Annotated in this window: 16 protein-coding genes; 12 read left to right on the top strand and 4 right to left on the bottom strand. The window is 67.2% G+C overall.

Annotated elements, in window-relative coordinates; all coding sequences use genetic code 11:
* The first annotated feature begins 32 nt into the window (after window positions 1-32).
* The 5 genes from GO488_RS07105 to GO488_RS07085 all read left to right on the top strand — a co-directional run bounded on the left by GO488_RS07105 (window position 33) and on the right by GO488_RS07085 (window position 5,315).
* On the top strand, window positions 33-965 hold the full coding sequence (locus tag GO488_RS07105; protein ID WP_162317073.1) for a carbohydrate ABC transporter permease: 933 nt from the start codon (window positions 33-35) through the stop codon (window positions 963-965).
* A complete protein-coding gene (locus GO488_RS07100; protein ID WP_162317072.1) occupies window positions 965-1,843 on the top strand; it encodes a carbohydrate ABC transporter permease in 879 nt (292 codons plus the stop codon). Before GO488_RS07105 ends, GO488_RS07100 begins: the two co-directional genes overlap by 1 nt.
* Before the next feature lie 91 nt (window positions 1,844-1,934).
* Window positions 1,935-3,107, top strand: a complete 1,173-nt coding sequence (locus tag GO488_RS07095; RefSeq protein WP_162317071.1) for an ABC transporter ATP-binding protein — start codon at window positions 1,935-1,937, stop codon at window positions 3,105-3,107.
* A gap of 78 nt (window positions 3,108-3,185) precedes the next feature.
* Window positions 3,186-3,839 (top strand): class II aldolase/adducin family protein, encoded by a 654-nt coding sequence (locus tag GO488_RS07090; protein WP_162317070.1) that lies wholly within the window; start codon window positions 3,186-3,188, stop codon window positions 3,837-3,839.
* 18 nt (window positions 3,840-3,857) lie between these two features.
* A complete protein-coding gene (locus GO488_RS07085; protein ID WP_162317069.1) occupies window positions 3,858-5,315 on the top strand; it encodes a rhamnulokinase in 1,458 nt (485 codons plus the stop codon).
* 25 nt (window positions 5,316-5,340) lie between these two features.
* On the opposite strand, the gene GO488_RS07080 is transcribed toward GO488_RS07085, so the two are convergent.
* Complete coding sequence (locus GO488_RS07080) at window positions 5,341-6,114, bottom strand: SDR family NAD(P)-dependent oxidoreductase (RefSeq protein WP_162317068.1); 774 nt, start codon at window positions 6,112-6,114, stop codon at window positions 5,341-5,343.
* A gap of 122 nt (window positions 6,115-6,236) precedes the next feature.
* Here GO488_RS07080 and dgoD point away from each other — a divergent pair, with 122 nt between their 5' ends.
* Window positions 6,237-7,388 (top strand): galactonate dehydratase, encoded by a 1,152-nt coding sequence (gene dgoD / locus GO488_RS07075; protein WP_162317067.1) that lies wholly within the window; start codon window positions 6,237-6,239, stop codon window positions 7,386-7,388.
* Between the two features lie 52 nt (window positions 7,389-7,440).
* Window positions 7,441-8,472: an NAD(P)-dependent alcohol dehydrogenase gene (locus GO488_RS07070; RefSeq protein WP_162317066.1), complete on the top strand. Its 1,032-nt coding sequence runs from the start codon at window positions 7,441-7,443 to the stop codon at window positions 8,470-8,472.
* A gap of 346 nt (window positions 8,473-8,818) precedes the next feature.
* Here GO488_RS07070 and GO488_RS07065 read toward each other — a convergent pair whose 3' ends face one another.
* The gene (locus GO488_RS07065) at window positions 8,819-9,322 is read right to left on the bottom strand and encodes a DUF4112 domain-containing protein (protein WP_162317065.1); all 504 of its coding nucleotides are present in this window, start codon (window positions 9,320-9,322) and stop codon (window positions 8,819-8,821) included.
* 94 nt (window positions 9,323-9,416) lie between these two features.
* Window positions 9,417-9,656: a PRC-barrel domain containing protein gene (locus GO488_RS07060; RefSeq protein ID WP_162317064.1), complete on the bottom strand. Its 240-nt coding sequence runs from the start codon at window positions 9,654-9,656 to the stop codon at window positions 9,417-9,419.
* Between the two features lie 208 nt (window positions 9,657-9,864).
* Between GO488_RS07060 and GO488_RS07055 the strand changes: the two genes are divergently transcribed.
* Window positions 9,865-10,713, top strand: coding sequence for a DUF7537 family lipoprotein (locus tag GO488_RS07055; RefSeq protein WP_162317063.1), 849 nt, complete (start codon window positions 9,865-9,867; stop codon window positions 10,711-10,713).
* Here the strand turns inward: GO488_RS07055 and GO488_RS07050 are convergent.
* Complete coding sequence (locus GO488_RS07050) at window positions 10,678-11,046, bottom strand: hypothetical protein (RefSeq protein ID WP_162317062.1); 369 nt, start codon at window positions 11,044-11,046, stop codon at window positions 10,678-10,680. The genes GO488_RS07055 and GO488_RS07050 overlap by 36 nt on opposite strands.
* Before the next feature lie 96 nt (window positions 11,047-11,142).
* Here GO488_RS07050 and GO488_RS07045 point away from each other — a divergent pair, with 96 nt between their 5' ends.
* The 4 genes from GO488_RS07045 (at window position 11,143) to GO488_RS07030 (ending at window position 15,970) form a co-directional block, all read left to right on the top strand.
* Window positions 11,143-11,928, top strand: a complete 786-nt coding sequence (locus GO488_RS07045) for a helix-turn-helix domain-containing protein (RefSeq protein WP_162317061.1) — start codon at window positions 11,143-11,145, stop codon at window positions 11,926-11,928.
* 108 nt (window positions 11,929-12,036) lie between these two features.
* The gene (locus GO488_RS07040) at window positions 12,037-13,044 is read left to right on the top strand and encodes a transcription initiation factor IIB (protein ID WP_162317060.1); all 1,008 of its coding nucleotides are present in this window, start codon (window positions 12,037-12,039) and stop codon (window positions 13,042-13,044) included.
* Window positions 13,045-13,108: 64 nt separating this feature from the next.
* Window positions 13,109-14,050 carry a DUF1616 domain-containing protein gene (locus GO488_RS07035; protein WP_162317059.1) on the top strand — a complete coding sequence of 314 codons (942 nt, stop codon included), beginning with the start codon at window positions 13,109-13,111 and terminating at the stop codon, window positions 14,048-14,050.
* 117 nt (window positions 14,051-14,167) lie between these two features.
* Window positions 14,168-15,970, top strand: a complete 1,803-nt coding sequence (locus GO488_RS07030; RefSeq protein WP_162317058.1) for a glycosyltransferase family 2 protein — start codon at window positions 14,168-14,170, stop codon at window positions 15,968-15,970.
* Window positions 15,971-16,012: the final 42 nt, after the last annotated feature.

The raw sequence follows: 16,012 nt of genomic DNA, 5'->3' as shown, positions 1-16,012 counted from the left end.
CCGTCCGAGTCAATCCGAGCCACACTACCACAATGAGTACACCAACGAAAACGGAAACGACGAACGACACGGCCCTCGGGAGCCTCCGGGACGTCTGGAACGACTACCTCCCGTACTGGTTCATGGCGCCGATGGTGCTGGTGATGGTGATGATCACCTTCTTCCCCGGTGCCTACGACCTCTATCTCGCGCTCATCGAGGAAGCCACGCTGAACGTCTTCCAGGCCGACTTCGCCGGGCTGGCCAACTTCCGGACGGCCTTTACCCGCGGCGGCGCGTTCCACTCGTTCGTCGTCACCATCACGGTCGTCGTCAGCGCGCTGTTCTTAGAGACGCTGCTCGGGTTCGTGTTAGCCGCGCTCGTCGCCGGCGTCGAATCCGAGCGAACGAAGTCGTTCTACCGCGTGCTGTTCATCGTTCCGATGGCGGTCGCGCCCGTCTCCATGGCGACCATCGGCCGCATCATGCTCAACAGCGAGATCGGTGTCATCCCGTTCGTGATCAACACGATGACTCCCTTCGCGGCTCCGAACTTCCTCTCGGACATCCCGCTGTTGACGGTGATCCTGCTGGACACGTGGAACTGGACGCCGTTCATGTTCATCATCTTCTACGCCGGCCTCTCGTCGGTGCCCGATACGCTGGTCGAAGCGTCGCGGGTCGACGGCGCGCCGCTGTGGCGGCGCTACGTCCACGTCATCATCCCCTACATGAAGCCCGTGGTGTTCGTCGCCACCCTCATCCGGCTCATCGACCTGTTTCGCACCTTCGGCGTCGTCTACGGCCTGACCCAGGGCGGCCCGGGGACGGCGACCCAACTCGTCAGCATCAACATCTACGAACAGATGTTCATCAACAATCAGATCACGGTGGCCGCCGCCATCGCCATCGTCTACCTCGTGGTCGTCGTCGCACTGTGTAACATAATCATCGCGAAGGTCGGCTTCGAGGGGGTGTGGGACTGATGGCGACCCAAGACAGCAGTCCCGTCGACTCCTCGCAGCGACTCGATAAGGACACGCGGGAGAAACTCGTCACGGCGGTCCGCCACACTATCCTCCTGACGTGGTCGTTCGTGGTGTTGTTCCCGCTGTACTGGCTGGTCTCGATGTCGCTGAAGCCGCCGGGGCAGGCCAACTCGCTGCCGCCGGACTGGATCTTCCTGCCGACCGTCTACAACTACATCCAGCTCGTCCAGCAGGGCGATTTCCTCGCAGCGTTCGCTAACAGCCTCTTCATGGTGAGCGCGTCGGTGATACTCGTCTTGCTCATCGGCGTGCCCGCGGCGTACGTCCTCTCGCGGTACGATATTCCGATGGAGCGGGACGTCCTCGTCTGGATCCTTTCCTCGCGGATGCTCCCGCCCATCGCGGTGGTCATCCCGTTCTTCGTGATCTTCCAGTCGCTCAATCTCTTCGACACGCGAATCGGGATGATCCTGATGTACGTCAGTATCAACCTCTCGCTGGTCGTCTGGGTGATGAAGGCGTTCTTCGACGGCATCCCCGAGACCTTAGAGGAGGCCGCCCGCGTCGACGGTGCGACCCAGTTCCAGGGCTTCCGGAAAGTCGTCCTGCCAGCGGCCAAGCCCGGCATCTTCTCGGTGGCCATCATCAGCTTCATCTTCGCGTGGATCGAGTTGCTGTTCGGATTAGTGCTGACGAGCTTCAAGGCCGTGCCGGTGACGCTGTTCGTCTACTCGTTCATCGGCTCGCGCTCCATCGAGTGGTCGATGCTCGCGGCGGCCTCGACGGCGATGATCGTCCCCATCGTGGTCTTCCTGATCGCGGTCAACAAGTACCTCGCTGCCGGTCTCAGCTTCGGCGTGGTGATCAAAGAATGAGAACGAACACGACGACGCACCGACGCGACGCATCGCTCGCACAGCACACCCGCGCGGCAGGGGCGAACAGCCGCACTACGGAGGACTGCTAATGGCCAGTATCACGATAGACGACGTAACGAAGGAGTTCGGAGAGGGAGCCGAGTCGGTCGTCGCGGTCGACGACGTCTCGCTGGACATCGCGGACGGCGAGTTCGTCGTCTTCGTCGGTCCGTCAGGTAGTGGAAAGTCGACGCTGATGCGGATCGTCGCCGGGTTGGAGACACAGACCGAGGGCGACGTCGAGATCGGCGATGCGATCGTCAACCAACTCGGGCCGCGTGCGCGAGACATCGCGATGGTGTTCCAGAACTACGCGCTGTACCCCAACATGACCGTCGAGGAGAACATGTCGTTCGGACTCAAGATGTCCACGGACATGTCCGATGACGCCATCGAGGAGAGCGTCACGTCCACCGCCGAGATGATGGACATCGGGGCGCTGCTGGACAACAAACCCGGGGAACTCTCCGGCGGCCAGCAGCAACGCGTCGCGCTGGGCCGGGCCATCGTCCGAGACCCGAACGTCTTCCTCATGGACGAGCCGCTATCGAACCTGGACGCGAAACTGCGCGCGGAGATGCGCACGGAGATCAACCGGCTCCAGAACGACCTCGGAGTCACGACGCTGTACGTCACCCACGACCAGACCGAGGCGATGACGATGGGCGACCGGCTGGTCGTGCTCAACTACGGCGAGCTCCAGCAGGTCGGCACGCCCCTGGAGTGTTTCTACCGGCCGGAAAACCAGTTCGTCGCCGGCTTCCTCGGCTCGCCCTCGATGAACTTCTTCGAGGGGAGCCTCGACGGCGGGACGCTGCGGGCGGACGGCTTCGACTACGACCTGACCGAGCGCATGCAGTCTTCGGTCGGGGACCGGAACGACCTCGTCCTGGGCGTCCGCCCGGAGGACCTCACGCTCCACGACGAACCGACGGGGGGCCACGAGTTCGAGGCGGTCGTCGACGTGGTCGAACCGATGGGCAGCATCTCCTACGTCTACCTGCAACCGAGACAGCAGGACCACGAGGACACGTTCATCGCGGAGACTGACGGCCAGCGGCCGATCAGCGAGGGGTCGGAAGTCTACGTCGAGATCCCGGACACCGACGTCCACCTCTTCGACGCCAAGACCGGCGAGACCGTCCACCAGCGAAAACTGGACGCCGAGGCGGAACTCGCCCTCGAAGACGGAATGCAGACCGTCAGCAGCTCCTCGGACTGAGCCGGGAAATCGGTACTCTTTCCGGTGACCCCCACCGACGTTCGACTACGCGGTTCGAGACCGATTCAGACACCACCTATGACCTCACGAGACCTAGCACACTACGAGACGAGAAACGCCATCTGTGAATACGGCCGCAGCCTGCTCGAAGACGACCTGACGACCGGGACCGGCGGCAACCTGAGCGCCCGCCTCGACGACGACCTCGTCGCCATCAGCCCCTCGGGCGTCCCCTACGACGACGTGACGCCGGCGGACGTGCCGGTCGTGAAGACCGACGGCACGGTCGTCGAGGGCGAGGTCGAGCCCTCGACGGAACTGCCGATGCACCTGGCCGTCTACGAGTCCCGCCCCGACGTGGGCGGCGTCGTCCACACGCACTCGCCCTACGCGACCACGTTCGCCTCGCTCGGCGAGCCGATCCCGGCCTCGCACTACCTCATCTCCTTTACGGGAACCGAGGTACCGGTCGCCGAGTACCGGACCCACGCGACGGCCGAACTCGGCGAGGCGGCCGTCGAGTCGCTTGGCGAGGAGTTCAACGCGACGCTGCTTCGCAACCACGGCGTCCTGACCGCCGACGAGTCGCTTTCTGACGCCTACACCGTCGCCCTGATGGTCGAGTACTGCGCGCGCATCCACCACCAGGCGAAGGCCATCGGCGACCCCGAGATCCTCCCGGACGACGAGATCGACCGCCTGAGCGACAAGCTCGACGCCTACGGGCAGTGAGAGGGGGCTGACTCACGCATGAAACACGTCGCCATCGACGTCGGCGCGAGCGGCGGAACCGTCTACCTCGGGGAAGTGACGTCCGAGACGTTCGACGTGACCGAAGTCGACCGGTTCGAGAACGGGCCGGTCGAGACGGACGGCCGCTACGCGTGGGACCTCTCGGCGCTCCGCGAGCGGATGGTCGAGGGCCTCGAAGCGGCGGCCGAAGCGGGCGGCGCGTTCGAGACCGTCGGCGTCGACACGTGGGGCCTCGACTTCGGCCTCCTCGCCGACGGCGAGGTGCTCCGGGACCCGACCTCCTATCGGGACCCCGAGTCGACGGCCGCCCGCGAGGAACTGTTCGAAGCCGTTTCCAAGCGGCGGCTCTTCGAGGAGACGGGCATCACGAACTGGAACACGCCGAACACGCTCTGGCAGCTCTACACGATTGCCCAGCGCGAACCGGAGCTACTCGACCGGGCCGACCGCCTGCTGATGATGCCCCAACTGCTCTCGACGCTGTTGGGGGGCGAGGAGGCCGGCGAGGTGACCGTCGCCTCGACCGCGCAGATGGTCGACCCCGCGCGGCGCGCGTGGGCGACCGACCTGCTCGACGACCTGTCGCTACCGACCGGCCCGCTGCCGACGCTCGCCGAACCCGGACAGCGGCTCGGTCCCGTCACCGACGAGGTGGCGGCTGACCTCCCCTCGACGCCCGAACTCGTCACGCCGGCGAGCCACGACACGGCGTCGGCCGTCGCGGGGCTGCCCCTCTCTGACGGCTCCGCGTTCCTGAACACGGGGTCGTGGTTCATCCTCGGCGTCGAGCGCGAGGAGCCGGTTCGGACCGATGCCGCCTTCGAGCGCGGCGTCTCGAACGAACTGGGCGCGGACGGCACCGTCCGCCTCCTGAAGAACGTGGACGGCTTCTTCATCCTCGAAGCGTGCCGCGACGCGTGGCGCGAGGCGGACGAGTCGGTCGACTACGACGACCTGCTCGCGGCCGCTCGCGACGCGCCGGCGCGGACGGCGCTCGTCGACCCCGACGCCGAGTCGTTCAGCATCGACGACCCGATGCCCGACCAGATCCGCGCGTACTGCCGCCGGACCGACCAGCCGATTCCCGAGGGGCGCGGCGGCATCGTCCGCTGTCTCCTCGACAGCCTGGTGGCGAAGACGGCGCTGGCCTTCGACGAGATCGCGGCCGTCGTCGAGGACCCGCCCGAGCGCATCAACCTCGGCGGCGGCGGCGTCAGGAACGACCTGTTCTGTCAGTTGCTCGCCGACGCCACCGATCGCCCGGTGACGGCCGGCCCGGTCGAGGCGACCGCCGTCGGCAACGTCCTGACGCAGGCCGTCGCGGCCGGGACGCTCCCGGACGTGGCGACCGGCCGCCGGCTCGTCGAATCGTCGTTCGAGACGGCGACCTACGAACCGACGGGCGAGGACTGGGCGGAGACGAAAGAACGAGTCGCGGCGTTGCCGACCGACTGACGACTGAAAAACGCGTTCTGCTCCTCTACCGCGCCGTGTAACCGCCGTCGATGTTGACCGTCGTTCCGGTCATGTACGCGGAGGCGTCCGACGCGAGATAGACGACCAGATCGCGCAGTTCCTCCGGCTGGCCGAGGCGGCCGAGCGGCGTGTTTTCGAGCCACGTCTCCTCCATGTCGGGGTTCTCCGCGAGCACCTCGTCGACGAGATCGGTGCGCATGTATCCCGGCGCGATGGCGTTGACCCGGACGCCGCGGTCGCCCCACTCGACAGCCAGCGACTGGGTCAGCATCCTGACGCCCGCCTTCGTCGTGTTGTAGCTGGCCTGCTTCTGGGGGACGTTGACGTCGAAGCCCGACATCGAGGAGATGTTGACGATGCGGCCCTCGCCGCGTTCGAGCATCTGCCGGCCGACGTGTTTCGCACAGAGGAAGACGCCGTCTAAGTTGACCGCGACGACGCGCCGCCAGGATTCGATCGGCGTCTCTTCGACCGGCGAGTTCTCGACGATGCCCGCGTTGTTGACCAGCACGTCGATGGGGCCGAGGCGGTCGGTCACGTCCTCGACCATCGATTCGACCGACGATTCGTCGGTCACGTCGACTTCGACGGCGATGACCTCGGTCTCGCCGTCGAGCTCGGACGCGGTTCGTTCGGCCTTCTCTAAGTTCACGTCCGCGATGGCGACGTCGGCCCCCATCTCCGCGAGGGCGTCCGCCATCTCCTTGCCGAGACCCTGCGCGGCCCCGGTGACGATAGCCGTCTCTCCGTCGAGGGAGAAGCGTTCGAGTGCGCTCATGTGGACGAGTAAACGAGCGGTTTCCACCGGCATAAAACTAGGTCTATTCGACGCGTTCGCCCCGACGACTCGGCCCGTTTCGAGCCTGTCGTTTCAAGTGGTCGCTCGTCGATGACCTACGCATGCAAATCACCGACTACGAACTGTTCGCCGTGCCGCCCCGGTGGTTGCTACTGAAGTTGGAGACCGACGAGGGCGTCGTGGGCTGGGGGGAGCCCATCGTGCAGGGGCGACTGGAGACGGTTCGGGCGGCCGTCACCGAACTCGTCGAGGGCTATCTCTTGGGTATGGACCCGCTCCGGACGGAGTACCACTGGCGGAAGCTCTACCAGTCGGGGTACTTCCGCGGCGGGCCGATACTGATGAGCGCGCTCGCCGGCATCGACCACGCGCTGTGGGACATCAAGGGCCGGCACTACGGCGCGCCGGTCCACGACCTCCTGGGCGGACACGTCCGCGACCGAATGATGGTCTATCAGTGGGTCGGCGGCGACGACCCCGGCGACGTAGCTAAATCCGCGAAGCGGGACCGCGAGAGGGGCTACCGCGCGTTCAAGCTCAACTATCCCCAGGAGTTCCGCCCGCTGGAGACGCCGATGGCCGTCGACCGCGCGGTCGACCGGATCGGCGCGCTCCGGGACGCCATCGGCCGCGACGCGTTCCTCGGCATCGACTTCCACGGCCGCGTCTCGAAGCCGATGGCCCCCGAGCTCGTCAGGCGGCTCGAACCCTACAACCTGATGTTCGTCGACCAGCCGCTCTCGCCGGAACACGGCGACGGGTTCGAGAGCATCGCTACCCGCACCACCATCCCCATCTCGACGGGCGAGCGCCACTACTCCCGGTACGACTTCAAGCGACTGCTGGTCGAGGACGCCGTCTCCATCATCCAACCGGACGTCACGCACGTCGGCGGCATCAGCGAGATGCGCCGCATCGTCTCGATGGCCGAGGCCTTCGACGTGTCGGTCGTCCCCCACTGCCCGCTGGGCCCCGTCGCCTTCGCCGCCAGTCTGCAGGTCTGTTTCTGCTCGCAGAACGCCCTCGTCCAGGAACAGGACCTCGAACTCCACGACCCCGAGTCCAGCCAGCGACTGGCGCTGCTCGACGACCCCGCGGTGTTCGGCTTCGACGACGGCTACGTCGATCGGCCGACCGGCCCGGGACTGGGCATCGAGATCGACGAGGAGTCGCTCCGCAAGCAGGCCCAGACGCAGGTCAACTGGAACAACCCGGTCTGGCACCACGAGGACGGCAGCATCGCCGAGTGGTGACTCGCCGGCCTCAGCCCCGCATTTTTTGTGGTCTCACGAGAAGAGAGTACGTATGCGCACCGCAGTACTGGCCGAACCCACTCACTTCGAACTGGAAGAGCGCCCGCGACCGTCGCCCGGCCCCGACGACGTCCTCGTCGCCATCCGGGACGTGGGCATCTGTGGCTCGGACATCCACTACTACGAACACGGCCGTATCGGCGACTACGTCGTCGACTACCCGCTCGTCCTCGGCCACGAGAGCGCGGGCGAAGTCGTCGAGGCCGGTGAGAACGTCACCGGGCTCGAACCCGGCGACCGCGTCGCGCTGGAGCCCGGCGTCCCCTGCCGTCGCTGCGCCCACTGCAAGCGCGGCGACTACCACCTCTGTGAAGACGTGCGGTTCATGGCGACGCCGCCCCACGACGGCGCGTTCGCGGAGTACGTCGCCTGGCCTGCCGACTTCGCCTACGAACTGCCCGAGAGCGTCTCCACCGTCGAGGGGGCGCTCTGTGAACCCCTCTCGGTCGGTATCCACGCGTGTCGTCGGGGGAACGTCGGGACCGGCGACACCGTCCTCGTCACCGGGGCCGGCCCCATCGGCCTGCTGGCGATGGAGGCCGCCCGCGCCGCGGGTGCGACCGATATCGTCGTCTCGGACGTCGTCGGGGAGAAACTCGACTTCGCCGCCGAGCGCGGGGCCGACTTGACCGTCGATGTGACCGAAACGGACCTCGAGACCGCGATCGACGAGTACACCGGCGGGATCGGCGCGGACGTCGTTGTCGAGGCGTCCGGTGCCGACCCGTCCATCCAGTCGACGGTGGACGCCGTCCGCCGCGGCGGCACCGTCGTCCTCGTCGGACTGGCCGACGAGGCCACCGTCCCGTTCGACGTGCTGGAGGTCATCGACAACGAGATCGACGTCCACGGCTCCTTTCGCTACAAGAACACCTACGACGCGGCCGTCGACCTCCTCGCCGACGACGCCGTGGACGTCGAGGGCATCGTCGACTTCGAGTCCCCGCTCGACGACGTCGAGGCGGCGTTCCAGCGGGCGATGGAACCGACGGCGATCAAGGGGATGATCACGCTCGACTCGTGAGACGGACGCGGCGACGATGCGGCTCGAAGTATCGGTGAGCGGCACGTATTGTTTCGAATGCGAGTTAAAAAGTCTCAGGACTGGAGATTATGCGGTGAAATATACGAAATCGACTCTATATTGGGACTTATAACCGAAAAATGCCGATAGAGACATTCAATTTGCGTAATTGCGCGCCCGGATAACGATAAACATGCCGAAGACGCGGCTCGCAAGTCGCTGGATACCCGCCACTCGACGACCGCTCACCGTCGGCTCGTCGAACGCGAGACCGGTGCCGCGAGAGGCGGCCGTTCGCTATCGTCGACGGGCTCGAAAACGAGACTGCGACGGCGGACGGGGCCCCTTAGCTCTGGTGAACGTGGTCTTCGAGTATCCCGTGGTTCCACTCGTTGGCCTTCCAGAAGGCGTCGAACACCGTCCCCAGGACGGGGACCGAACCGCCCGCGATGTCGACGGCGACCAGGAGGAGCATCTTCGCCAGCGTGTTCCGCGGAACGTCGAGGCGGACTGCCTCCACGATGGGATACAGCGAGAAGGCCCCCGCGATGATGTCACCGGCGACCGGGACGACGCTGAGGATCGGGTCGAGCCCGATACGGAAGTCGGTCCCCGGCACCGGGATCGCGTCGTCGAGCAGGTTACTCACCGACTCGACCCGCTGGAGGGCGGCCTCCTCGCGGGCCGTCGCCTGCCCGTTTCCGTCGGTCTCGACGGTCACGTCTCCCGATGCGTCCTCGCTGTCTGCTTCCGTCTCGACGGGGATCTCTTGCCCCGCCGCCTCCTCGCTGTTCGTCTCGCCGGTCCCGTCGTCCGCGTTCGTCCCGGAGACGTCGATCTCGTTTTCCATATTCGTACATGGCGGCTCCGCCGAATAAGCCTCTTCCCGGCAGGTGCAGGGTTCGCGAACGCACGAGGTCGCGGGGAAAGAGGAAACGACGCGGCTACCGGCCGCGGTCGAGATGCAGCTCGTCGTCGGTCGTCTCGGCCACCGCGTCGGCCTTGATGGGATACGTGTCCTCGTCGCGGTCTCCCCAGCCGAGCACCGACTTCAGCTCGTCGGTCAGTCCGGCGTTGGGGTCGACGTAGGCCGTCCCGCGGTCGACCTCTTTGACGATGCCGATCTTCTCGCCGCCGGCCGTGACGACGTCTTTGCCCTCGTCGTCGTCGGATAGTGTTGCCATCGTAACCGTGTGTTCGGAACGCGTCCCCCTGGCCGTTCAGCCTGCACGTGCCACGCTTCCCGTCGGCCGGGAATCCCGCGGGCTGTTAAAATGCGGGCGACCCTCCGATACCGGGTGGCTGTAAGCGGTGCTCTCTCGATAGCCACTCGGTGACCGGATCGTATCAATCGTACTAGCTTATGCCCTCTACCGCCCTCTCTAGACGGTGATGAATCACGTTCGATTGGCGACGCTGTTCGTGGGAGTGATGGTGCTGCTGGCCGGCTGTACCGGCGGCGATCCCGTCTCCGAGGGCGGCGCGACGGACGCCGACGGGTCGGCGAGCGACGACGGCGCGAGCGACGGCGCGGGCGACGGCTCGGCCGCCGAAAGCGGGCTCGACGTGACCGAGTCCGAACGGCTCCTCGCCGATGCGGGGAGTTTCACCGCCGAGTGGTCCTTCGCCGTGACCGAAAGCGACGGGACCGAGTCCGCGGTCACCAGCACGTACCTCGTGGACCTCGAGAAGAACCGCTCGGTGGAGCGGCTCAGCACGGTCGGTCCCGACTCCCGGATGGACTTCGAGACGTTCTACGCCGACGGGACGACCTACACGCGCTACGGCGACGGCGAGGAGGAGTTCTATCAGGTAGTCGACGGGGCCGACGACACGTTCGAGTCGGCGCTGGCCCGCGGCTCCTTCGGCTACGAGTCGGTCGAGGACGCGGAGTTCGTCGGGCAGGAGACGTTCGACGGTGTCACCGTCGACCGCTACGAGTACACCGATCCGCACTTGTGGCGACAGTACGGCGCGAGCGCGTTCGGCAGCGACGAGAACGTCACGGTGACCGACTTCACTGTCGTCGTCCTCGTCGACGGGGACGGGCTGGCGCGCAAGACCCAGTGGACGCTCACCGGCGAGACTGACGACGGCGAGCCGGTCTCCGCGAAGTGGCACTACGCGCTGACCGGCGTCGGCGCGACGACCGTCGACGACCCCGAGTGGCTGGACGCGGCTCGCTCCCGGCAGTCAGAGCGGGATTCAGCACGTATCGAACTGCCGGCGCGCGCTCCCTAGGGGGTCGCCGCGGGTGAGCAGCGTCCGCACGTCCCACGCGAGATTGTGGAAGTATGCAACGAGACCGGGGTCGCAGGTCCCGACTCGTCTGGCCTGGCGGTAATCGAAGAACAGCGCGACGGGCAGGATCGGCGCGGCGAACACGGTGACGAGAGAGACGCCGAGCGAGAGCGGGTGGCCGGTCGGGACGGGTGTCCCCACCGCGAGCAAGAGTGCCCAGAGGAGCGCCCCGTGGACGACGGTCGGTCGCCAGTTCTGGGAAGGACGTCGCCCGCTCGGGGCCCCAGCCTCGGACGGCTCTCGCTCGGGCGAGTTCGACAGTGAGCACGACATACACCGAGACAGGCGGTCCGCGACCAAGGCCACTCGTTCGGCACACGCCGAAAATTTTGGGTGGATATATATGCTTCGACGGGCTACGAACGGGCAATGCGAGAGTTCATCTTCACCATCGACTACGAGCGGGGGCTGGACCCGCTGATGGACGTGTTCATCGACAACCCGGCGACGCACTCCCGGACCATCGCCTGCAACGTCACCAGCAACGGGATGTGGCGGCTCGAACGCATCGCGGGCACCGAGGAGGCCCTCGAACGCTTAGACGACGTCTTCGACGGGCCGGTCCAGTGCACGGAGTGCATCGGGACGCGCGACTGCGACACCGAGTGGCACTACGAGGTCATCGCCGAAGAAGCGGGCAGTCGCACCGTCTACAGCTATCGGTCGGAGGCCGGCGACTGCCACTCCATCCCCCGACTCGCCATCGAACACGTCGGTCAGGGCGTCCTCGTCGAGACGGAGCGGCGGGGCAGTCGCTGCGAGTGGCGGCTGCTGCTCTGTGACGACGAGGGCGTCGACGACCTCTTCGGGGCGCTCGAGGCCGAACTCCGGCCCGGGCTCACCGTCGAGTTCCGGCAGCTCGGTGACCCCTCCTACTGGACCGACGAGGCGGTGACGCTCGCGGAGCTCCCCCCGGAGCAGCAAGCCGCCGTCGAGGCGGCCGTCGAACACGGCTACTACCGCACCCCGCGGGACACGTCCCTCTCGGACCTCGCCGAGACGCTGGACGTCTCGCGCTCGACCCTGCAGTACCGCCTGCAGCGCGCCGAGGCGTGGATCGTCCGCTCGTTCGTCACCCGGTCGATGGGTCCTGTCGAGGCCGACGAGTCGGTGGCCGAAGGCTCCCGGCTTCGCGTCAGCCGTTCCCGCGTGTGAGGGCCTGACATACTTCTTTGGCACATGCCGAACTAGACCTGATACGGGTAGGACCCTTCCATTAGAGTACCTACGCGAGCGGTGGTCTCATCGCTCGCCTCCCTTACCATGACCACACTCACCACCTACGACGCCGACGAACGCGACAGCACCGTCCAGGAGGAGGAGACGGAGCGCGGCGAGCACGCCTGCCCGGACTGCGGCGGCAACCTCACGCAGGACGGCACACGCGGCGAGACGGTGTGTGCCGACTGTGGGCTGGTCGTCGACGAGGACGCCATCGACCACGGGCCGGAGTGGCGCGCGTTCGACTCCGCGGAGCGCGACCAGAAGTCCCGCGTCGGCGCGCCGACGACGAAGCTGATGCACGACGAGGGGCTCTCGACCAACATCGGCTGGCAGAACAAGGACGCCAACGGCAACTCCCTCTCGTCGCGCCAGCGCGAGAAGATGCAGCGCCTTCGCACCTGGAACGAGCGCTTCCGCACCCGCGACCACAGCGAGCGCAACCTCAAGCAGGCGCTGGGCGAGATCGACCGCATGGGGAGCGCGCTCGGCGTCCCCGAGAGCGCCCGCGAGACGGCCGGCGTCGTCTACCGCCGCGCCTTGGACGAGGGCCTGCTGCCGGGTCGCTCCATCGAGGGCATCGCCACGGCGTCGTTGTACGCGGCCATCCGGCAGACGAACCTCCCCCAGACCATCGACGACATGGTGGTCGTCAGCCGCGTCGACGAACAGGAGTTCACCCGCGCCTACCGCTACATCAACCGCGAACTCGCTCTCGAAATCGGCCCGCCCGACCCCGCGAACTACCTCACCAAGTTCGCCTCGAAGGTCGACGCCAGCGACGAACTGGCGATGCAGGCCCGCGACCTCATCGAGACGGGCAAGGACGAGAACGTCCACAGCGGGAAGAGCCCCGTCGGCCTGGCCGCGGCCGCCATCTACGCCGCCGGCCTGCTCGTCGACGAGGAACTCACCCAGGAGACGGTCAGCGAGGCCACCGACGTGAGCACGGTCACCATCCGCGACCGCTACCGGGAGCTGCTCGAAGCGTCCACCGGCGGCGACGCCGTCGAGACGAACGCGCCGTCCGGGCCGGGCGCGAGCGCCTGAACCGACGGCGAACGCGTCTCTCCCACTCCGCGCCCTTTTTGTCGGGTGACGCGGATAGGTCGGTATGACTGGTCCGGGGCCGAGAAGTGACGGCGGCGCGGCCGATCTGTGGGGGGTTGTCCTGAGCGTCGGTCTCGCGGCCGCCGTCGCGTTCACGCCGCTGGGCGAGTGGCGGCCCGCGGCTATCCTGGTCGGTCTCCCCTTCGTCCTCCTCGTTCCCGGCTACGCCCTCGTCTCGGCGGTCTTTCCCCGCGCGGGCGAGGCGGCCCCGTCGTCGTTTTCCGAGACCTCGTGGCTCGCCCGGCTCGGCCTGAGCGTCGGCGGGAGCGTCGTCGCGATCGCCGTCGTCGGCGTCGTCCTCGATTTCACCGTCTGGGGGTTCCGGCGGACCGCCGTCCTCTCCGGACTGAGTTTGGTGACGCTCGCGGCGACGGCCTTCGCGTTCTACCGCCGTCGGCGAACGCCGGCCGACGCCCGCGTCAGCCTCCGCTTCTCGACGATTCGGTCCCGGACGAGAGACGCTGTTACCGGCGGGGGAGTCGTCGGCATCGCGCTGAGTGTCCTCGTGGTGGTCGCCGCGGCGGGCGCGGTCGGCGTCGTCGCACGGGACTCGACGCCGTCGTCGAACGTGACGGCGTTCTACGTCCTCGGCGAGAACGCCGCGGGTGACCTGCGGGCTGATAGCCAACCGAAACGGCTGACCGCCGGCGAACCGGCGACGGTCGGCATCGGCGTCGACGTCCGCGGACCGGAGTCGTTCGAGGGGAGGGTCGTCGGCAGCCTCGAACGGGTCAGCGTCGACGGCGACTCGGTCCGCGTCCGGCGGTCGCGAGAACTCGTCCGGTTTCCGGTGCGGGTCGAGGCCGGCGGGTCGGTCGTCGATCGACACGTGATTCGACCGTCGATGACCGGTGAACGCCTCCGACTGACATATCGCCTGTACCGAACGGACGATCGATCGCCGGTCAGACAGGTCCACGTCTGGACGACGGTCACGGCGGCGTGAGTGCGCGTTCGATGCCGATACCTATATGACAGCGTTCCGCGTACGAGTGGTACGTAAACTGTCCGGTCATCGGTCACAACTGACGGACATATCGGATATCCGGGGAAGGGGAACTCAGTGGAAACAAGGGACGGGAACTCAGCGAAAGCAATACGGGAAGCGGGCGTCTCGGTGACGAAGTCCGTCGAGAGCGTCGACGCCGACACGCGTCTCGTGACACTCTCGATGCACTCCACGGCCGACGAACCCGTGATGGTGTCGCTCATCGAGTCGGTTCCGGAGACGCACGCGCTCGCGTCGCTCGCCGGGGATGGACCGACGACGGGCGGCCCGACCGCTTACAGCGACGGGTCGCTCGTCGTCGAGCAGGTGACGCGACCGGGCGAGCGCGTCGCGCTCGGCTATCTCGTTCGCGGAGCGCCCGAGACGGATCTACCGATTCCCTCCGTCGAGCGGGTCGTTCCGGTCACCGATGACGCGCAGCTACTCACCGAGACGGCTGCCGAATGGGTCGGAGCCGACGGTGCGGCGACGCTCGACGTCGCCCCGTCGGTCGTCCCGGGCGTCACCGACGAGGACCTGCCGCTGATCGCCCTTCCCGACGCCGAATCGCCGGCCGACGAGAGCGCGATGGCGGACGCCGCCGTCGGCGTCGTCCTCACGGCGGCGAACGAGGACGCCGCCTACCGCACCGCCCTGCGAGCGGGTCGGCGCGGGCACACGGTGATAGCGACGTACGCGGGTCTCGACGCCGACGCGGAGTCACTCGACACGCTGGCGGACCTCGGCGCGATCGTCCTCTCGCCACCCCGGCAGCGGGCCTCGCAGTCGGAGCTCCACCGGCTGCTGTCTCAACACGCCAGAGAGCGCGGGCTACCGGGGATCGTCCTCCAGACGCGGGACTGTCCGCGCATCGACTACGACCGGACAGCGCTGGCGTTCGAACGGGCCGACTACGACGTCATCGCCATCCCCGAACAGTGGCGCGAGACGGACGACGGCCCCGCGGTCGTGGTGGCGATTCCGGCGTACAACGCCGCCGGGAGCATCGGCGACGTGGTCGAGCGGGCCGACGCCTTCGCCGACGAAGTGGTCGTCATCGACGACGGCAGCCGGGACGAGACGGGCACCCGCGCCCGCGAGGCCGGTGCGACCGTCGTCGTCCACGACCGCAACCGTGGCTACGGCGGGGCGCTCAAGACGGCGTTTCGGGAGGCCGCCGCGCGCGACGCGGCCCACCTCGTCGTCATCGACGCCGACGGCCAACACGACCCGGCGGACATTCCGCTCCTCGTCGAGACCCAGACCCGCGACGACGCCGACGTGGTCATCGGCAGCCGCTACGTCGGCGAGTCCCACACGCAGATTCCGCTCGTCCGCTCGCTCGGACTGGCGCTCATCAACAACCTCACCAACGTCAGTCTCGGCAACCTTCGACCGAGCGGGTGGGTTCGAGACACGCAAAGCGGCTACCGGGCCTACAGCAGACGCGCCGTCCGGTCGCTCGCGGCGGACCCGACCATCGGCGACAACATGGGTGCGAGCACGGACATCCTCTATCACGCTCACCGAAACCGCCTGAGCGTCGCCGAGGTGGGGACGACCATCTCCTACGACGTGGAGAACTCCAGCACGCAGGGGTCGCTCTCGCACGGCCTCGATCTGGTCCGCAACATCATGTGGACCGTCGAGTACGGCCGCCCGCTGCTCATCGTGGGCGTTCCGGGCGCTATCACCACGCTACTGGGCGTGAGCGTCACGCTCTTGCTGGTCGCGCAGTTCGTCGAGACGGGAACGCTGTACCCCATCCAGCTCGGCACTGCCGTCCTGTTCGGCATCGGGGGCCTCCTACTCTGTATCACGGCGCTGATGATGCACGTCCTCAACGGCCACCCCTCGCTCAGGCGATTAGAGCGATGACGGGAACAGCTAAGCGCTCGGCGAGACTGGTCGCCGATACGA

It is taken from the genome of Haloarcula limicola (genome assembly GCF_010119205.1).
Taxonomy (GTDB): domain Archaea; phylum Halobacteriota; class Halobacteria; order Halobacteriales; family Haloarculaceae; genus Haloarcula; species Haloarcula limicola.
This window is presented reverse-complemented; position numbering and strand designations above follow the sequence as displayed.